This window comes from Gemmata algarum, assembly GCF_034097035.1.
Classification (GTDB): Bacteria; Planctomycetota; Planctomycetia; order Gemmatales; family Gemmataceae; genus Gemmata; species Gemmata algarum.
In genome coordinates this window covers 1-17,596 of record NZ_JAXBLV010000212.1, presented here as the reverse complement: position 1 = coordinate 17,596, position 17,596 = coordinate 1, and the positions used below count along the sequence as shown (strand labels likewise).

Sequence of the window (17,596 nt, the reverse complement as noted above, 5' to 3'; positions counted from 1 at the left end):
CGGACGCTGCACTGGTTCGGCAACCGCCTACCGCACCCAATTCTATTCGGGTGGGGAACAGGCACGGACGTCTGGCCGTAACCCGCACCGGCTTCCAGGGCACAACGCATGCGCGACCGCGACCCCTTCAACGAGCCGGAAACCGCGCACCCGCGTGCGCGTGAGCTGATGACCGAGGCGTTCTTCTGGGATTGCGCCGATGAGGACGCCCCGTTCGGCAGCGACGAGGGGCACGACGCCTACTACGAATTCCGGAGGTGGCGCCGGCGGAACAAGCCGAAGCCGCTCACGGACTGCTTGGCTTGGATCATGCGGGGCGTGGATTTGAAGAGCTACAACGACGACCTCTGCTCAGACGAGGCCGTCGCTCGGGCCCTGGAAAAGCCGGCCGAGGCGTTCTTGGCCGGTGCCTACGACATGTTCACGCTGGACGCGACGGTCATCGCTACGTCCCTCGGGCAACTGCTGGACGAGGGGCGGATCGACGCCGCCGCGAAGCCTTATGTCCGTGTTGCGATCCGGCGGCAACTGCACCCCCGGGTCGTGACGAGCGAGCGCCGCAGGGAGATCTTGCGTGCGATCCATCGGATCGTTGATGCAGCTTGACCGATCAAGGCGCTCATCAACTCCTTTTTGTGCCGAAAGTGCGATTTCGGGGTGTCGGTCGGCGGAACCGCGGCCGTTGAGCGTGTGCCGGAAAGAGGTTACGGCCTCGGCCCCGCTGCCCGCCCGCGCCCCGGCCTCGTGCGAACGGGTGTGCTAGGATTCACGGAAATCCGTGTCGCCTGGTTCAACCCGATACATGCTCGCCGACCCCACAGCCTCCTCGGCCGGTCTCGACGCCGTCCTGACCACCGACGAACTCGCCCGCCGCTCCCCGCGCCCGCCGGATCACGCGGCCGAGGCCCGGGCGCTCGTCGACCTAGCCCGCACGATGGCCGAGAGCCCGCGCGGCCTGCTCCAGCGGCTGTCCGAGCTGGCGATGGAGCTGTGCGGCGCCGACTCGGCCGGCATCTCCATCCTTGAAACCGACGGCGCGGGCGACCGCTTCCGCTGGCACGCGATCGCCGGGCGGCTGGCCCCGAACCTGTGGGGCACGATCGCCCGCTACGCCTGCCCGTGCGGCGAGGTGATCGCCCGTGACGCGCCCCTGCTGTTCGCCCACCCGGAGCGGCACTACCCCGGGGCGGCGACCGCCCCGCCGATCGTCGAAGCGCTGCTCGTCCCGTTCCACGTGGGCGGGCGCGCCGTCGGAACGGTTTGGGTGATCGCCCACACCCCCGACCGGCGGTTCGACGCCGAGGACGCGCGCCTGCTGACCAGCCTGTCCCGGGTCGCCGCGGCCGGCTGGCAGACGGTCACCGCCCTCGACGCCGCCGAGGAGGCGCGGGACCGGTCCGAGGCCGAAGGCTTTCGCTCCCGGGAGGCGCTCCGGGCCATCCTCGACACGATCCCCCAGCGGGTGTTCTGGAAGGCCAACGACCTGACCTACCTGGGGTGCAACCGCCCGTTCGCCCGCGACATGGGGTACGACTCGCCGGAGGAGGTAGTCGGCAAGAGCGACTACCAGGGGGCGTGGCTGGAGCTGGCGGACCAGTTCCGCGCGGACGACCGGCGGGTGATCGATTCCGGGGTGCCCAAGCTGGACTACGAGGAGGTGCTGGTGGCCGCCGACGGCCGCCGCCAGTGGGTGCGGACCAGCAAGCAGCCGCTCCGCGGCCCGGACGGGGCGGTGGTCGGGGTGCTCGGCACCTACGAGGACGTGACCGAGCGGCGGCGGATCGAGCAGCAGTTGCGGGACCAGGAGGAGCTGCTGCGGGAGGCGGCGACGCTGGCGCACGTCGGCGGGTGGAGCTTCGACCCGGTCACCCTGAAGGGGGAGTGGACGGCGGAGACGGCCCGCATCTACGGGGCGGACCCCGCCGCCCGCCCGGACGTGATGTCGTGCCTGCGGCACTACGACCCGGCCGACCGGCCGCGGCTGGAAGAGGCCCTGCGGAAAGTGATCGCGGACGGCACGCCGTACGACCTGGAGCTGCGGTTCACCGCCGCCACCGGGGCCAGGAGGTGGGTGCGGTCGATGGGCCGGCCGGTGTACGAGGGCGGGCAACTGGTCCGCGTGCGCGGGTCGATCCAGGACGTGACCGAGCGCCGCGCGCTGGAGGAGAAGCTGCGGCAGAGCCAGAAGATGGACGCGTTCGGCCAGCTCGCGGGCGGGGTGGCGCACGACTTCAACAACATGCTCCAGGTGATCAACGGGTACGCCGACCTGCTGGCCGAGGGCCTGCCGCCGGGCGACGGGCGGGCGGGCGTCGTCGCGGAGATCCGCAAGGCCGGGGAGCGGTCCGCCGCGCTCACCAGCCAGCTCCTGGCGTTCGCCCGCCAGCAGGTGGCCGCGCCGCGGCTGGTGGACGTCGGCGCGGCGGCGGCGGGCACGGCGGGGATGCTGCGGCCGCTGATCGGCGAGGACGTGCGGCTGGTGACCGACCTGCCGCGCGGGGGCTGGCCCGTGTTCGTCGACCCCGGCCAGCTCGAGCAGGTGCTGCTCAACCTGGCCGTCAACGCCCGCGACGCCATGCCGGCGGGCGGCACCCTGACGGTGGCCGCCCGGAGCGAGGCGGTGGGGCCGGCCGAGGCGGCCCTGGCGGACATGAAGGCGGGCGAGTACACGGTGCTGTCGGTGACGGACACCGGGTGCGGGATGTCGGCGGACGTGCAGGCCCGCGTGTTCGAGCCGTTCTTCACCACCAAGGGCGTCGGTAAGGGCACCGGCCTCGGGCTGGCAACCGTCTACGGCATCGTCAGCCAGGCGGGCGGGCACGTGCGGGTGCGGTCCCGGGTGGGCGAGGGGAGCACGTTCGACGTGTACCTGCCGCGGGCGAGCGGCGCCGGCCCGGGCGACTCCACCCGGCCGGGCGTGCGGAACCTCCCGAAGGGGAGCGAGACGGTGCTGGTCGTCGAGGACGAGGCGGCGGTGCGGGGGCTGGTGAAGGCGGTGCTGTCCGGCCGCGGGTACACCGTTCTGGAGGCGGGCGACGGGGCGACGGCCGAGCAGGTGGCGGCCGGGTTCGCCGGGACGATCCACCTCGTGCTGAGCGACGTGGTGATGCCCGGCGTCGGGGGCCGGGCGGCCGCGGCCGGGGTGCTCGCCACCCACCCCGAGGCGAAGGTGATGTTCATCAGCGGGTACACGGACGACGCCGTCATGCGGCGGGGCGTGTCCTCGGCCGACGTGCCGTTCCTGCAGAAGCCGTTCACCCCGGCCCTGCTGGCCACCCGGGTGCGCCAGGTCCTTGATACCGCAGGGGACGAGGGGCGTGTGCTCGTTTAGCGCCCGGTCCTGTCCCGGTGCGGATGAACCGCAACGCCCGGCCGCACGTCGGGCAACCGCTGGCGCGCGAGCGCTCGTGCGGTCGCATCGCCCGGGCGCGAGCGGTCCCGGCCGCCCTATCCATCGCGCCACGTCTCGTCGTATATAAATGACGGCCTGCCGAAAACGCCATCTTTTAATTGAATATCAGATAAAATTCTCTTCTCGTCGCCAACCAGATCGTCGACCGTCAGTGGCACCGTTGGCCGTGTGCGCAACTCGTACACGACGCGGCGGTTTTCGATTTGCATGGCGGACTATGTACATAGCCCGTGAAATGAATACTGATCGAATGATTAAAAATCAAATCAAATCAACACATCAATAAAATATAAACATCGAATACTCAAATCGTTTCAGAGTATACAATTGAATTGAAAAGCAAACTCTTAACTGTCTTAGCTAGCGTCTTGATCGGGTAGCGGGAGGTGGAACAGCCAGGGTGCCGTTGCTGACCAAACACGCGACGCGCCGGACGCATCGCACGCAAACCATTCGACATCCCAGCCGAGTAGGTCTTGGGGGCTCACCGGGTCGCGGCGCATACCTTGACCTCCCAACCGCTCACACGGACTGCGCGCCGGCGCGGGCGTCGCGCCGAATCGCCACGTGCCCGGCGCGCATGAAGTGGCCGCCGAGGTTAAGTGACATGGACCATCCAGGTGCTTTGTTTGCCGGCTGGTCTTCGCGAATATTTAACTGAACGCTCTCCGCGTCAAAACCGAGCGATTGTAACAGTAACATTGCCGTTGTCATATTTTATCCGTCCGCTGACAGGTGTGCAAGGCAATCGCGTGACAGTCTGGTGGCGGTGCCGGCGGTAAATCGTGCCGGTAGTCGCTCACACGGCCGCCGCCGGGCGGAGCGCGTCCGGCGCCGCCGAAGGCCGTGCGCGGCGCGCCGGCCCGTTGGCGATCAGGGGCGGCGCACGTCAACGGACGCCGCCGCTATATTCAACCTCGCGTGACCGCAACAGGTAACGCTCAAAGGGCTCGAACCCGCCCGTGCCGGACGCAAGGAGCGAGTAACGACCACTGAAGCGCGGTCGCCCTCTCAAAACCGGCCGACGGCACGGCCCGAGTGCGGTCATAGCTGCACTTGGTTGGCGTGTTGCACTTGTCGGGCGATGTTCTCGGGCTCGGTTGCCGGGACGTTTCCGATCCTGAATAGAACAACGGTGCCGTCGTGTGCGGTTCTGCGGCAAGCGAGTCAGTCACGGTGAAGCTTGCGGCGGGTGGCGGCACCCGGCCGGCGGCCTGTTCACTCATCCGAGCGGAGGAATGCGCGCCATGCCCTTGAATCGCGTGCGATACGCGGCGGCCCTGGCGGCCCTCGCCCTGTGCGGCGGCTGCGGCACGAAAACCGAGCCCGCGCCCGCGGCGAACGATCGCCCCCAGCCCGCCGAGAACACGTCAACGGCCGGGGGCGCGACGCGGCCGGGCGTCGCCCCGCCTCCAATCACGCCCCCGTCGATGCCGAGCGCGCCGCCGGTGTCGCCCAATGCCCTTCCGAGCGGCGCCCTGTTCCGCCTCGGCACCGAGAGCGGAACCCCGCCTAACGCCTGGAAAGGGGCCGAACTGCTGCCCACCGGCACCCGGGTGTTCGCCCCGCACAGCGCGGAGCAGCCGCACTCGTTCCAGCACTTCACCCTGTACGACGTGAACGGCCTCCGGCCGCTCGGCGCGGCGGTGCACGCGGAGTGCAACCCGGGCGGCGGCCTCGGCCCGGTCGCGGCGGTCTCGGCCGACGGCCGGTTCATGGCCGCGGTCAACGTCAAGACGCTTGACGTTCACGACCTGGGCACCGGCAAGCGGGTGCTCCAGTTGCCCCGACCGGAGAACGGCTCGCCCACCATGTCCCTGTCCGCCGACGGCGGGCGGCTCGCGATCACCGGGAGGTTCCAGCGCACGCCCGGCGACGTGCCGGTCACGTGTACCGTGTGGGACGTGAAGACCGCGGCGGAACTCGCCCGGGTCACGATCCTGCAGAACGAGTACCCCTCGGCCGCCCTCTCCCCCGACGGCAAGACGCTGATCACGTCCGGCTCGCACCGCGACCTGCGGGGGCTGGACCCGGCGGACCGGCCGGACCGGGTGAGTCAGGTCTGGGACGTGGACTCGAAAGCGGAGCTCGCCCGCCCGCGGTGGCCGAACGGCCGCACGGTCGTATACGCGCCGGACTCGACGACCGCCGCCGTGGTCGTGTACTCGTCCGCGCAACTGCTCGTCGTCGAGCCGCGGACCGGGAAGACGCGCCACACGATCGAGCTGAAGGACATCGGGACCGGCCCGGTCGCGTTCTCCCCGGACGGGGCAACGCTCGCGCTGGTCACCGACGCCGCGACCCGCTGGGACGTTGCCACCGGCAAGGCGTTCGGCACCACGCCCCGGCCGAAGGACTTACCCGAAGGGGTGAAGGCGTCCGGTGCGGCGTTCGACGCGAACGGCCGGCTGGTCGCGTTCGGCACCCGCGACGCGGCCGCGTACTGCTGGGACGCGCTCGCCGGGAAGCTGCTGACCGCGCCCGCGGGCGGGCACACCGGGCCGGTCCGGACGGTCGCGTTCACCGCCGACGGGGCCGAGATCCGGACCGCCGGGGCCGACGGCGCGGTGCTCCGGTGGGCCGCCGCCGACGGGAAGCCGCTCGGCCGGGTGTCGGCCCATCCGGCGGAGCGCTCCGGGCCGTTCGACGTGCGGCTGAGCCGCGACGGCCGCCGCGCCGTGACCCGGGACGAGGTGTACCCGGTGGACGGCACCGCCCCGCCGACCAGCTTCCGCCCGCTGTTCACGACGAACGAGTTCGCCCAAGCCTCGTACCCGGCCCCGGACGGGGCGCACGTGGCGGTGATCGGTGTGGCCCCCGGCAAGTCCGCGCGGTGCGTGGTGTTCGACGTGGCCGCCGCCAAGCCGACGTTCGACGTGCCGCTCCCGACGCGGATGACCCGGGCGGTCGGCGCGATCGGGGCGAACCCGCAACGGCTCGTCACCGCGCACTCCACCGAGATCGTGAACAACACGTGTGACGTGGTGGTCACCGGGTGGGACGCCGGGAAGAAGCGGGGCGAGTTCACGATCCCCGGCGGGGGCGTGTTGCAGGGGCTGGTGCGGGTGGACGACCGGCACGCGGTGGTGGTCACCGCGATGGGGCACGTGGTGCTGGTCGATGTCGAGACCGGGACGCGGGTCCGGGACTTCGCGGACCCGACCCGGCTGTCGTCCGGCGTGCCGGCGATCAGCCCGGACGGCAAGCTGCTGGCGCTGGCCCAGGGCGGGCGCCAATCGGCGGCCCGGCAAGGCCCCGCGATCCGGGTGTACGACGTGGGCACCGGGGCCGTGCGGCACACGATCGCGTTCCCGTACGGCGGCCCGCCCGTGTTCCTGAAAGACTCCACCTATCTGTTCAACAACACCCCGGCGCCGGAAACGATGGCGTTCTCCCCGGACGGCACCCGGCTGGCGGTTCCGGCCCTGACCTCCGTGCTGGTTTGGGACCTGACCAAGGTCGGCCCGGAGGGCGAGGCGCGGTGAGGACCGAGGGGCCAACCGGTCCCCTGTCCGGATCTCGCCCGCGGCGGACGCTCCGGCCCGCCGCGGGGATTGCGATCGGGACGCGGCCCGCACGGCTCGAACGGGAGCACTTGCCACCGCTCCTTCGCGGCCCGGCTGGTTGCGTCGGTTTCTTGTGGCACAGACATTCCTATCTGTGCGACCTTATCGCGCCGCACAGACAGGAATGTCTGTGCCACAAAAACCAAAGCTGGCAGGCACGCCAGACCCGATGCCGCTCCGGGTAGCCGGATCGTCACCCGTGGTATTCGGCTCTTACGGCAAGTAAATTATCGCTTCTGTTTCTGGGGCACCTTTTACACTGCGCGTGGGCCGTCGCAATTGTGCCGGACCACCGCAAAGGGGTTTGCATGAACAGCCGCCTGATCTGTTTCGCCGCCCTCGCGGCCCTGACCGCCGCCGGCGCGGCGCAGGAGCCGCCGGCCAAGCAGCCGCCGCCCGCGAAGGCCGAGAAGTCCAGCTTCTCGGCGTCGGTGCTCACCCTGAACACGATGTTCCAGAAGGACGGCGGCGCGCTGGGCAAGAAGTACGTCGGCAAGGTGGTCACGGTGTCCGGCAAGGTCAAGGCCGTCACGGCGGCCCCGGACGGCGGGCAGACGCTGGCCCTCAGCGGCCTGCCGCCGACCCCCACCGAACCGGCCGGCTGCACCGTCCCGTTCCCCGCCGGCCACCCCTCGCTCGCGGCCGTGAAGGGGCTGGCCGCCGGGGCGGTGGTGCAGGTGAAAGGGGAGATCGACAGCGTCACCGGCGCGGCGTTCACCCTGAAGAACCCGGTTCTGCTCCCCGCGGCGGGTGCCGGCCCGGTCGCCAAGGGGCCAGGCCCGAAGCGCCCCGGCGCGAAGCAGCCCGACCCGCAACCGAAGGCCGCGCCCGTGCCGACGATGACGACCGTCGACCTCTCCACCCAGTTGCGCGACGACAAGACGGACAAGTTGTGGCTGACGTACGCCGGCAAGGAGGTGGAGCTGACCGGCGAGGTGGAGTACAGCGGCCGGAGCGCGACCGAGAAGGGGGGCTGGGCGCTGGGCCTGCTCGGGTGCGAGTCCAGGGACCCCGAACTGCCGTACAGCTTCCGGATGCACTTCCGGCCGGACAGCCCCGACCTGGCGCGGCTGCGGAACCTGTCCGTGGGGGACCGGGTGACGGTGCGCGGGGAGTTCGGCCTCTCGGTCGGCGTGATCACCACGCTCAGCGGGGCGCGGCTGGTGTCCGGCGGCGAGAAGCCGCCGGCGCCCCTCACCCCGGTCCGGACCGCCGACGCCGAGGCGTTCGTCAAGGAGCTGCTGGCCGACCGGCCGGCGGCGGACAAGCTCCGCGGGCAGGTCGTGGCCCTGACCGGGGTCGTCAGCGGCGCGGACCCGAAGTACTACGCGCACGGGCTGTCCCTCCGGGCCGGGAAGCTCAAGCCGGCCGACCTGTTCGAGGTGTCCGCCGCCTGCGTGGTCGTGGACGACCAACTGGACGCCGTCTGGCAGCTCCCGCCCGGGCAGAAGGTGCGCGTCGTCGGGCGGGTCGGGCGGAGCGAGAAGGACCGCGTGCGGCTGGTCGGCTGTCGGGTCGAGCTGCAAGAACCGAACCCGATGCCGACCGTCACCGCGGCGGAACTGGTGGCGGCGTTTCAGGCCGACCCGAAGGCCGCGGCGGCGAAGTACGGCGACGCCTACGCCGAGAAGTGGCTGTTCGTGACCGGCGAGGTTGCGGCCGTCACGCCCAAGAAGTTCGGCGTCGCCATCGCCGTGAAGGTGCCGGCCGGGCCGAAGGTCGAGTTACTGGTGGATGGGAGTCAGGCGGACGGGCTCAAGGCCGGGGCCGCCGTGCGGTTCAAGGCGGTCTGCCAGGGGCTGACGGACGACAAGACGGCGGTGCGGCTGAGGGGCGATGTATTACCCGAGGCCAAGACCGCGTTGCCGATGGCCAAGTGACGTGCGTGCGCGCCCCCGCCCCGCCGTGTTGCGGAGACCTCGCGCGAGCAGCACAACGGCTTCCTCGACCGCGCCCGGGCCGCCCCGACCGTTTGAATCGGTTAAATCAGACTAAGGGATGGCCAGATAATTTAGCCGTCGCAGTGAGCGAGAGTGGCGTCCACAAACGTTGCACACATGCGCGTACCGGCAGGAATGATTGGCCGCCGTGACTGTTTGTGCGGAACCGCCAAATCGTCCGGCAGTAGTTCCCCGGCGGCGGCGTTGCCCCTCCACCCCGAACGGGAACCTTCGTCACCTCGCTCCCTCCGCTCGGGGCAAAGGTCAACCGGCCAGGGGCCGCGCCAGCGGGCGAGGCGGCCGCGGCCCGAACCGCGGGTGCGGGGCGAGCGCGTGCCTACTCCCCAAGAGTTGCCGACGGGTTGTCGGGGTCCGCGCGCAAGAGCTCCTCGCGGACGCCGAATTTGTTTGCCCAGACGACCACAGCGAGCGCTCGCTTAGGGAGCCCCTCCGCCGGCGCACTGATCTCCTCCAGCCGGCGGCCAAACCGGTCCCAAAGCATCTGGTCGAGAGTCGACTCGGACAGGTGGCTTTCCAGGAGTTGGGTGTGCGCGCGGTTCTGCCACTCGCGGGCCTCGTCGTAAATGCGGTCCCACTGTTCAGCCACACCGGGTGCATCCTGGTCGTCCGTACGCAGAGCCTGCCGGATCGCCTCTCGGGCGTTGTGAAGGGCGACCTGTTGCGCGAGTTCGGGGAACAATTCCGCGAGCGATTGACCGACCGCGGCAGGGGCCTCGTAGTACAACCAGGCGTTCCAGAGCCCGGCCACCGCGTGCCTGCGAGGTGGCGTCAGTTTGCACCGCTCGGCGAGCGGGTGCGGCCGCTCGTTTGCGATCCGGCCGGCCTCCTCCCATTCCCCCAGTGCGCGTGCGAGGCTGTTCACGGAAGTGAGTTCCGCCGCGCCGAGCCCGACTTGCGCCAGCACCGTTCGAAGGATCGTGGGGTCCCGGTCGATAACCTCGGCGGCGAGCTTCCGTGCGACGCGCGGGTGCTTCCGGATATCGGTCAGCGTCGCACGCTCCAGGGCCTCGACGGCCGCGTCCTCTGCGGCCAGGCGGGCCGCCGGAGCGGTGCCCACGGCCGGGAGGGCCTGGAGGCGGGCCAGGGCGAGGTCGATCCGGGCGGCCTTGAGCCGGTGCCGGGTGAACAACTCGTCGGCCTGTTTAATGGCGTCGGCCGCTCGGTCCGCCTGCCCCATCAGGCAGGCGACGCGTGCCAGCTCAAGGAGCAAATCGAGCAGACGTTGTGCCGGCGCGGATTTCGCGAGCCGGATCGCTTCCTGGAGCGTGTCCTGCGCGTCCGCGAGCCGTCCGGTGTTGCGCAGCACCCGGACCCGTAGCGCCCATAGTTCGCTGTCCGGGTGCGGGGCCGTTCGTGCCCAATGGGTGTCGAGCGCGGCGGCCGCCGGACCGTACTTGCCGAGACGGATGAGGTCACGCACGCGGCGGCTCAAATCCCGCTCGACGCTGAGTTCGTCGGCCTTCACCCAGGCGGTGGTCACCTGCGGCGACGCCTCGGTCCCGAACCGGGAGGCCAGGTACGCTTGGGCCGATGGCGGCAGCTCCTCGAGTGTGCTCAGCTCGTCCAGCGCGCCGGCGAGGTGCCGCTTGGCCCCGTCCGTCCACCGCGGGTCGATCTGGCTGGACCGCTGCCCGAGCAGCAACCGGTGGTACACCTCCTCGGCCCGGTCGGCGTCGGTGCTGCGAGACTTGTAGTACTTGACGGCCAGGTTGTGGATGCGGGTGACCCGCTGGTGCTGTTCTCGGAGCAGGTCCTTGAGCACCTCCCGGCGGACCTCCGGGCGGAACCACAGGACGTCCTCGTCCCCGAGGGTCACCAGCGCCACCTCCTGCGCGAGCTTCGCGAAGATCTCTCGGGCCCGCTGGTGCGGGAGCGGCCGGATCTTGGCCTCCGGCCCGAGTACCCGAAAGATTAGGTCCGGGGTAATTTGGCGGAGTACCATCCCGGGGTAAACGATGGCCTGGACGCTGCTGTCGTGCAACCGCTCCAAGATGCGCCGGTGCAACTTCCCTTTTCCGATGGCGTCCCGGAGCCGGACGGGCAGCGCCGGGTCGGTCTTGGGGTTCGCGTCGGGGTGGAGCAACTTCTCCCGATCCAGGACGACCGCGGCCAGGCGCAGGTCGAGCGGGAGGATCGGCGACCCGAGGGTACCCACCACGAACTCGGCAACCCCTGGTGACGCGCCGAGCCGCTCAAGCGTGTGGACCGCCGTTGCGCGGTCGAGGTGCTGGAGGTGGATCGGCGGCTTGTGCGTGGGCAGCAGACTAACCGGGGTCCGGCCTGCTACGATCGGCCGCTGGGCCGGTGGCGCCCGGCCGATCACGATCGGCCGGGCGGACGGGATCTCTTGCTTGAGCAGCGCGAGAAAGGTCCATACGTTCTGGACGAACTCCCAGCTCCGGTGCTGCACCTCCTCGAACGTGTCCAAAACGAACAGGTACGGTTTCGCCGACGCGCCGATTACTTGGGCCAGCTCCCGGACGCGGTTGGGGAGTACGCGGGTGAGGGCCGCCGGGTCGTGCGGATGCCGGATCAGATCGTCGGCTAGTGCCTGGCCGAGCCGTACACAGGCCGCCCGTCGGGGGAACGACTGGGCGGCGAGTTGGGCGACCGCTTCGACCAAGAGGGTGGTCGGGACCTCCGGATCGATCCGGCCCCGACGGTCGAAATCCAGCAGAGCGAAGAACGGGCCGTCGTCGCCAGCGGCGTCGGCCATCGGGAGCAGGGCGTGGTAGGCCAGGCTCGACTTGCCCACGCCCCCGACCCCGTAGACGACCAGCGGCGGCTGGCTCGTGAGGTCTGGGTTGTGTTCGGCGTCGAGGTAGTCGTGGACGACCTGGGTGTCGCGCGCGCGGCCGACGAAGGCGTTGCCGATTAGCTCCCGGAGCGGGCGGAGCAACCGGTACCGTTCGGAGTGGTAGAGTACCAGTTCGAGCGGCGGCAGTTCGAGTTGGGCGGCCGCCACGATCCCCTCGAACCACCCGAGGATCTTGGCGGCCGCGCCGAGCTGGTCGACCGAAAGGTCCGCGGGTGACCGGCCCGCGCCGCGGATGAAGAGCCCGAGGACTTGTTGCAGCACGTCTCTGGCCGGGAGCCACGGCCCGAGCCGCTCGTATTCCTGCCGCAGTTCGTCGCCCGTTGCGAACAGACCGAGGGCCGCACGCCGGACCTTGCTGGGCAAGTACACCCGGCCGCCTTCGGCGGTTTCGCAATCCCGGAGCACGGCCTCGACGTCCTCGCCCAGGGGGGCGACGGCGGCGCGCAACTCGGCCCCAGTGAAGTTCGCGAAGAGGGCCGCGGTCCGGTGGGCGTGGGTGAGCGGAGGGGGTTGGAGATCGTTACGCTCCCAGTCCGTCAAGATATCGTTGAACAGTTCGTCGTTCACCGGCGCACCGGCACCAGCGGTACCTCGGTGCCGAGGGTTCTTGGGCATGATTCGCGTCCCTCAGTTGGCCCCGGAATTCGGGGCGAGCAACCGGCCCTGGAGGCGGCTCAGAAATGACGTCAGCGCCCGCCAGAACCCATCGTATTGTATCGCCCCCCCGCCCGCAGCAGCAGTGATGCGGATGAGCAATTGATCGATTTGTTCCGAACTGAGTTCGTAGCCGAGTTGGCGAAGGTCTTGCGCGATCTCGCCCGACGACGGCGGAACGACGTCTTCAGGATGCGTCAGCAACCGGACCGCCCCTGGCAGGACCGAAGGGAAGTCGAGCAGGATGAGCCGAACGGAGTCGAGATTGGTTACCACCCGGATTGCGAACTGGATCACGAAATCGATCACCTCGGGGGCGGCCCGGCCTTCCCGAAATCCATCCAAGACGATCCACGCCGGCGCCTTCTGATCCCGGATCTGGTCTGCCAGCGATTTGCACAAAATCGGCACCCACGCGTTTACCGTCTGATCGGGCGGTTGGGGCGGGGCCTCCCGCTCCCTCAACTGTAGGTCCGATGCGATCGCGGTCCACACGTCCTGAGGGGTGAGGCCGTGAAAGTCCTGCTCCCTCGGGCTGAAGACCGCGAACCGTACCTTCTTCCGCCACGGGGCGCCGTGCCAGCCGCTCCAGTCTTGATGGCGCAAATACGCGATGAAGCGGCGGGAGTGTGACTTGCCGGAGGCCTTGGGGCCGTTAACGACGAGGAGCCGACGCCCACCGGTACTGAGCGTTAATTCCCGCAGCGCAACGCGGAAACCCTGACGGTCGAGAAAATACTCAGACCCGCCAAGGTGCACGTGATCGAGCGGGCCGGGCCGGGGTGATGGGGCGGGCGTTTGAGCCGACGCGGACCTGGGCACGCCCTCTCCGGTGTTCGCTACCCGAATACCGTTGCCGAGCGTTCGTAGGCGCGTGTGCAATTCGGTGTTAGGGTTCAGCCGGCGCAGTTCCAGAAAAAACCATTCCCACGCCGCAAACCGGCCGACCGCCTCAACTAAATCCAAGGCCACTTGTTGAATCGTTCTGTCCCAGTTGACCGTTGTCGTGAAGTGGAGGTCGCGCCACGACAGGGCAACCGCTCTCAACTCTTGGGTGGTAAAGTACTTGGGAAGGGCCTTGGCGAGTTCGCTCCGCTGGGTATTGGTCAAACTCACGTTTTCGGTCGCTCCGACAAACAAAAACTGGATACCTTGCGCGAAGGCGAACCCCGCGCCGGTGGCAGGTAAATCGGTGTGTCGATTTCACTATCGATAGCGTCAATGAGTAAGAACGGCAACAAATCAATCGATCTTCTTGGTGCGTACGTCACGCAGCGTTACGCTCGTACCAGCAGGGCCGCCAAGTGCGCCCGGAGCGCCCGCGAGGCGAGCGGGGAGCGGCTCAGTTCGGCCAGCACCGGCTTCGCCTCGGCCCACGGCAGCGGGTCGCTCGCCGGGTCCGCGCCGCCGGCCAGTTCCTGGACGCGCGGGGACTGCAGGAACACTTGCAGCGCCTCGACCTCGAACATCCGCTCGACGCCCGTCGGCGCCGCCTCCAGCACCCCGGCCGCGCGCAACCACCCGAACGACACCTCGTCCGCCGGCGTCTTCGGCAGGTCCGTCCGGAACGGCTGGTCGAGCGCGGCCGACGCACGCAGCGCCCCGCGGCCGAAGTAGGTGCCGGCCGCGGGGTGGGATCGGTCGGCGGAGGCGAACAGCGCGCGGCGGACGGCCTCCACCCGCTGCCAGGGTTCGGTGCCCGCCGGGGCCGCGACCGACTGGAGCCACAGCGCGGCCGCGGCCGCGGCCTGCGGCGTGGCCGAAGAGGTTCCCCCGCCGAACCCGACCGATCCGCCGCAGCCCATGACCGCCCACGGCGTGTTCGGGGTGTACGCGGCCAGCGCCGTGCCCATCTTCGCGGGCGGCCCGAAGCAGCCTTGCATGTGGACGTGCAGTTGGGACTGGTAGTACGGGCGGCCGTCGGCCGTCACGCCGCACACGGCGACGACCCGGTTGAAACGGGCGGGGTACACGATCATCCGCGGGGGGGACGGGCCGAACCGGTTGCCCGCCGCCGCGAACATCGCCACCCCGGCGTCGTAGGCCCGGTTGACCGCCGTCGCCCACGCACGCGCCGGCACCCCGCCCATACTGACCGACAGCACCTGGCAGCCGGCTTCAATGGCGTATTCGATCCCGCGGGCCATCGCCGAGGTGGCGAAGTGGACGACCGAGTCGGCGATCCGGACCGGGACGACCTCGGCGAACGGGGCGCCGCCCAGGAAGTCGCTGAACCCGGTGCCCGGGATGGCGACGCGGTTGCCCGCGAGAAGGGCGAGCGTGGCCGTGCCGTGCCCCGGCTGGTTCCCCGGGAAGTGCCGGCCGGGGTCGGTGGCGTCGTTCGGGTCGCCGTCGGCGAAGTTGCGCGCCAGACCGGACAGCACCTGGAGCGGGAGCGTCGAGTGACGGGGGTCGTACCCGGTGTCGAGGTGCGCGACCCGGACGCGCCGCCCGTCGCCGGGGTCGCCGGCGCGGGTCCGCGCGGCCCGCAGTTGCGAGTGGCCGTCGTCCAGGTGCCACCCGAACTCGGGCGCGCCGACCGGCCAGAAGCCGTCCGGGGCGCGGTCCTCGCACGGCGAACCGGTGAACGATTCGAGCCCGCCCGAATCCGGCCGGGGGAACGGGAACGTCTGAACGAAGTCGGGCTCGGCGTAGGTCGGCGGGGCGACCGACTCCAGGCCCACAGAACCCGGGTCGCGAACGGCCCGGTGGGCCTGGTCCCAGGGGTGTTCGGCCGCGCCCCCGGGTGCCGGGGCGGCGGCCCACCCCGGTGAAGAGGATGGGCGGGCGACGGACTCCAGCCCGGCCGCGGCCGACGCGCGCTCCAGCCCCGAGTCCGGCGGCACCTCGACCAGGACGCGACGCGCCCCACCTGCGACCAGCGCCATGTGTGATCCTCCTGGGGTGGTCTGAGGCCCGGCCCGGGAGGGGCCGGCGCGCCCAGCGCAACGAAGTCAGTTCGAGCCGTACGGCCGGATCGATTCCTTCTCATCATGAGCCAGAGCTGCGAGCAGTTTATCCGCGAGCTTTCTCAACTCCTCTGCTTCGCTCCGATACAGCATCCGCGAGTAGTTGCGGCACCAACGGTTCGCCTCGTTACGCTTGGCCGGGTCGGCGCTGAGCAATTCCGCCGCACGCCGGACGCCCTCCACTTGCTTGCCCCATGCCTTGGTGTTCTCGTTGTACCTCGTGAGGCGGTCCTGAAAGGCGTACTGCGGAAGAGTGCTCTCGATCTGACCGAGTTTGGATCCGAACTGCCCCATCGCACCGGCAACGGCACCGCTCTCCACAAGCCCCATGTCGCCCCAGTAATTGAGCCAGAACTCACGAACGTACGGCTCGACGTCGTCGAACGGCCGGGCGGTTTTACTGTCCACGACCTTTAGCACCCCGTTAACGCAGAGCCGGACCCGCAGGTAGGCATCTGTTCGAACGGCCTTCAGTGCGGTTTGGACCTTGGGGTCGTCGCCCTCCAATAAGGCGTCTCGCAGCACGTGCGCCGTTGTCAGGGCGGTGCCCTTTCCGAACTGCTGCCATTCGTCGGTCGCGTACAGTTGCTGAGGGGCCACGTCCCGTCCTGCCGTTTGCTCCGCGGCCAGGGCTTTCTTTCGCGCCTCGTCGGCCATTCCGGTCAGGTCCGCGGTGCCGCGGAGCAAGTGCAATTTCTGCCCCCGGGGCGTGAAGAACCGCCGCTCGGGGCTTTGTTGTCGCTCGTCCGCCAAGATCCCGTCGGCGAGGACATGCCACCGGTTCAGCGCGACGTCCAAATCGGCTTCGCCCCGGGCCGCCCCGATCTCGGCCATCGTGCGGACCGCCTGGACGGTTCGGACCAGCCGGTGCTGCCGCGACACCTCCGCCTCCGCTGCCTCGGCCTTCGCCTTTTCACTCTCGGCGTTCTTCCTTTCGTATTCGGCGTTCTCCCTTGCGCCCTCGGCTCGAACTGTTTCGCGGTCGGCCGTCACCCAGCCGAGCCACGAGTAAACCGCAAGAGGAATAACCAGTAAGAGCAAAACCGCGAGGAGGCTCAGTCCGCCTCGGAACAGCTCCTGGCGGCGTCGGGTACGCGCGCGGCAGGCCTCGATGAACTCCCGCTCTTGGGCGTTCCGATCGTGGTACGCCCGCGCCTGGTCCAGTTCTGCGTCCGTGAGGCCGTCCCCGACCGAAATCCGGCCGGTTCGTTCCCATTCGGTTACCCGTTGCCGGAACGCGGTCCGCTCCTTGCGCAGCTCGTTGAAGATGGGCCACACGTCGAGGAGGGCGGGCGAGCGGAGGGCCACCCGGTCCATCTCCTCGACGTCACCCGGCGTCACTCGGATCACCCCCGCGCCGGCCAACTCGCGCAGCACGCGCAGCAGGTCCTCTGGCGGCGCGTCGCCCGAGAGGCCGGCGCGGACGGTCGGTGCCGGAGCGAACGTGTCGTCGTTACGCAGGCGCACGAGCCGCAACAGCACGCGGCGGGCGAGCTGCTGGTCCTCCGGCGGTGCGGCGGCGAGCCACCGGTCGGCCGCCGCGACGGCGGCGGCGAGGGTCGCAGGCGCGAACGGGGTGAGGACCGTGGACGGCGGCTTGACCCGCGTGGACTCCCCGTCTCGGGTCGCTTCCCGGTACTCGGCGACCAGCGCCGCCGCCCAGTAGTCGATGAGCCCCTGGACAAGTTTGCGGTCGTCCGGGGCGTCGAGCACAGCCCCGGTGGCGACCGCCCGGCGGATGAACTCGGTCACCCGGGCGAGGTCGCCCGGGCGCGGCGGGTCGGGCAACTCGGCGAGCAGCGCGGCGTGGGCCGCACGGACGGCGTCAGCCGACCGGAACGGCTCGGCCGGCGCGGGGCCGGCGGGCGGGGCGGCGGGCGTCATCATGTCAGATGACCTCCAGCAAGGTGTTCAGCGGCTCGATGATGTCGGTCAGCTGGTCGGCGAGGTCGAGCAGCAGGTCGTCAATGTGTTTGAACTCGTGCCGGGCGGCGGTGACGAGGTTGAGGAACACGGTCTCGGCCGCGGCCGGGTCGGCCGCCCCCTCCCACTCGGCGGCCAGGGCCGTCGGCTCGGCGGCCGGGTCCAGGGCCGAGCCGGGCGGGCAGACCCGGGCGAGGTTGGTCCGGACCCGGTCCCACCGGGGCACCCGCTGGGCCGGGGGACCCGGCGGCAGCCCCTCGGCCGCGGTCAGCGCCGCGTCGATCCGCTGCCAG

Annotated in this window: 9 protein-coding genes; 4 read left to right on the top strand and 5 right to left on the bottom strand. The window is 70.1% G+C overall.

Annotation, left to right across the window (positions count from 1 at the left end; all coding sequences use genetic code 11):
• Positions 1-108 precede the first annotated feature (108 nt).
• The 4 genes from R5W23_RS25240 (at position 109) to R5W23_RS25225 (ending at position 8,858) form a co-directional block, all read left to right on the top strand.
• Entirely contained in the window at positions 109-606 is a 498-nt protein-coding gene (locus R5W23_RS25240; protein ID WP_320688734.1) for a hypothetical protein, read from the top strand.
• Positions 607-802: 196 nt separating this feature from the next.
• Positions 803-3,331 carry a PAS domain-containing protein gene (locus R5W23_RS25235; protein WP_320688733.1) on the top strand — a complete coding sequence of 843 codons (2,529 nt, stop codon included), beginning with the start codon at positions 803-805 and terminating at the stop codon, positions 3,329-3,331.
• 1,328 nt (positions 3,332-4,659) lie between these two features.
• Positions 4,660-6,897 carry a WD40 repeat domain-containing protein gene (locus R5W23_RS25230; RefSeq protein ID WP_320688732.1) on the top strand — a complete coding sequence of 746 codons (2,238 nt, stop codon included), beginning with the start codon at positions 4,660-4,662 and terminating at the stop codon, positions 6,895-6,897.
• Between the two features lie 389 nt (positions 6,898-7,286).
• Entirely contained in the window at positions 7,287-8,858 is a 1,572-nt protein-coding gene (locus tag R5W23_RS25225) for a hypothetical protein (RefSeq protein WP_320688730.1), read from the top strand.
• Positions 8,859-9,255: 397 nt separating this feature from the next.
• Here the strand turns inward: R5W23_RS25225 and R5W23_RS25220 are convergent, their stop codons facing one another.
• The 5 genes from R5W23_RS25220 to R5W23_RS25200 all read right to left on the bottom strand — a co-directional run.
• On the bottom strand, positions 9,256-12,324 hold the full coding sequence (locus R5W23_RS25220) for an AAA family ATPase (RefSeq protein ID WP_320688728.1): 3,069 nt from the start codon (positions 12,322-12,324) through the stop codon (positions 9,256-9,258).
• Between the two features lie 60 nt (positions 12,325-12,384).
• Complete coding sequence (locus R5W23_RS25215) at positions 12,385-13,527, bottom strand: hypothetical protein (protein ID WP_320688726.1); 1,143 nt, start codon at positions 13,525-13,527, stop codon at positions 12,385-12,387.
• A gap of 161 nt (positions 13,528-13,688) precedes the next feature.
• Complete coding sequence (locus R5W23_RS25210; protein ID WP_320688725.1) at positions 13,689-15,299, bottom strand: S8 family serine peptidase; 1,611 nt, start codon at positions 15,297-15,299, stop codon at positions 13,689-13,691.
• Between the two features lie 66 nt (positions 15,300-15,365).
• Positions 15,366-17,267 (bottom strand): hypothetical protein, encoded by a 1,902-nt coding sequence (locus tag R5W23_RS25205; protein WP_320688724.1) that lies wholly within the window; start codon positions 17,265-17,267, stop codon positions 15,366-15,368.
• A gap of 1 nt (position 17,268) precedes the next feature.
• Positions 17,269-17,596, bottom strand: a 328-nt coding sequence (locus R5W23_RS25200; RefSeq protein ID WP_320688723.1) for a hypothetical protein, incomplete at its 5' end; no start/stop codon positions are given.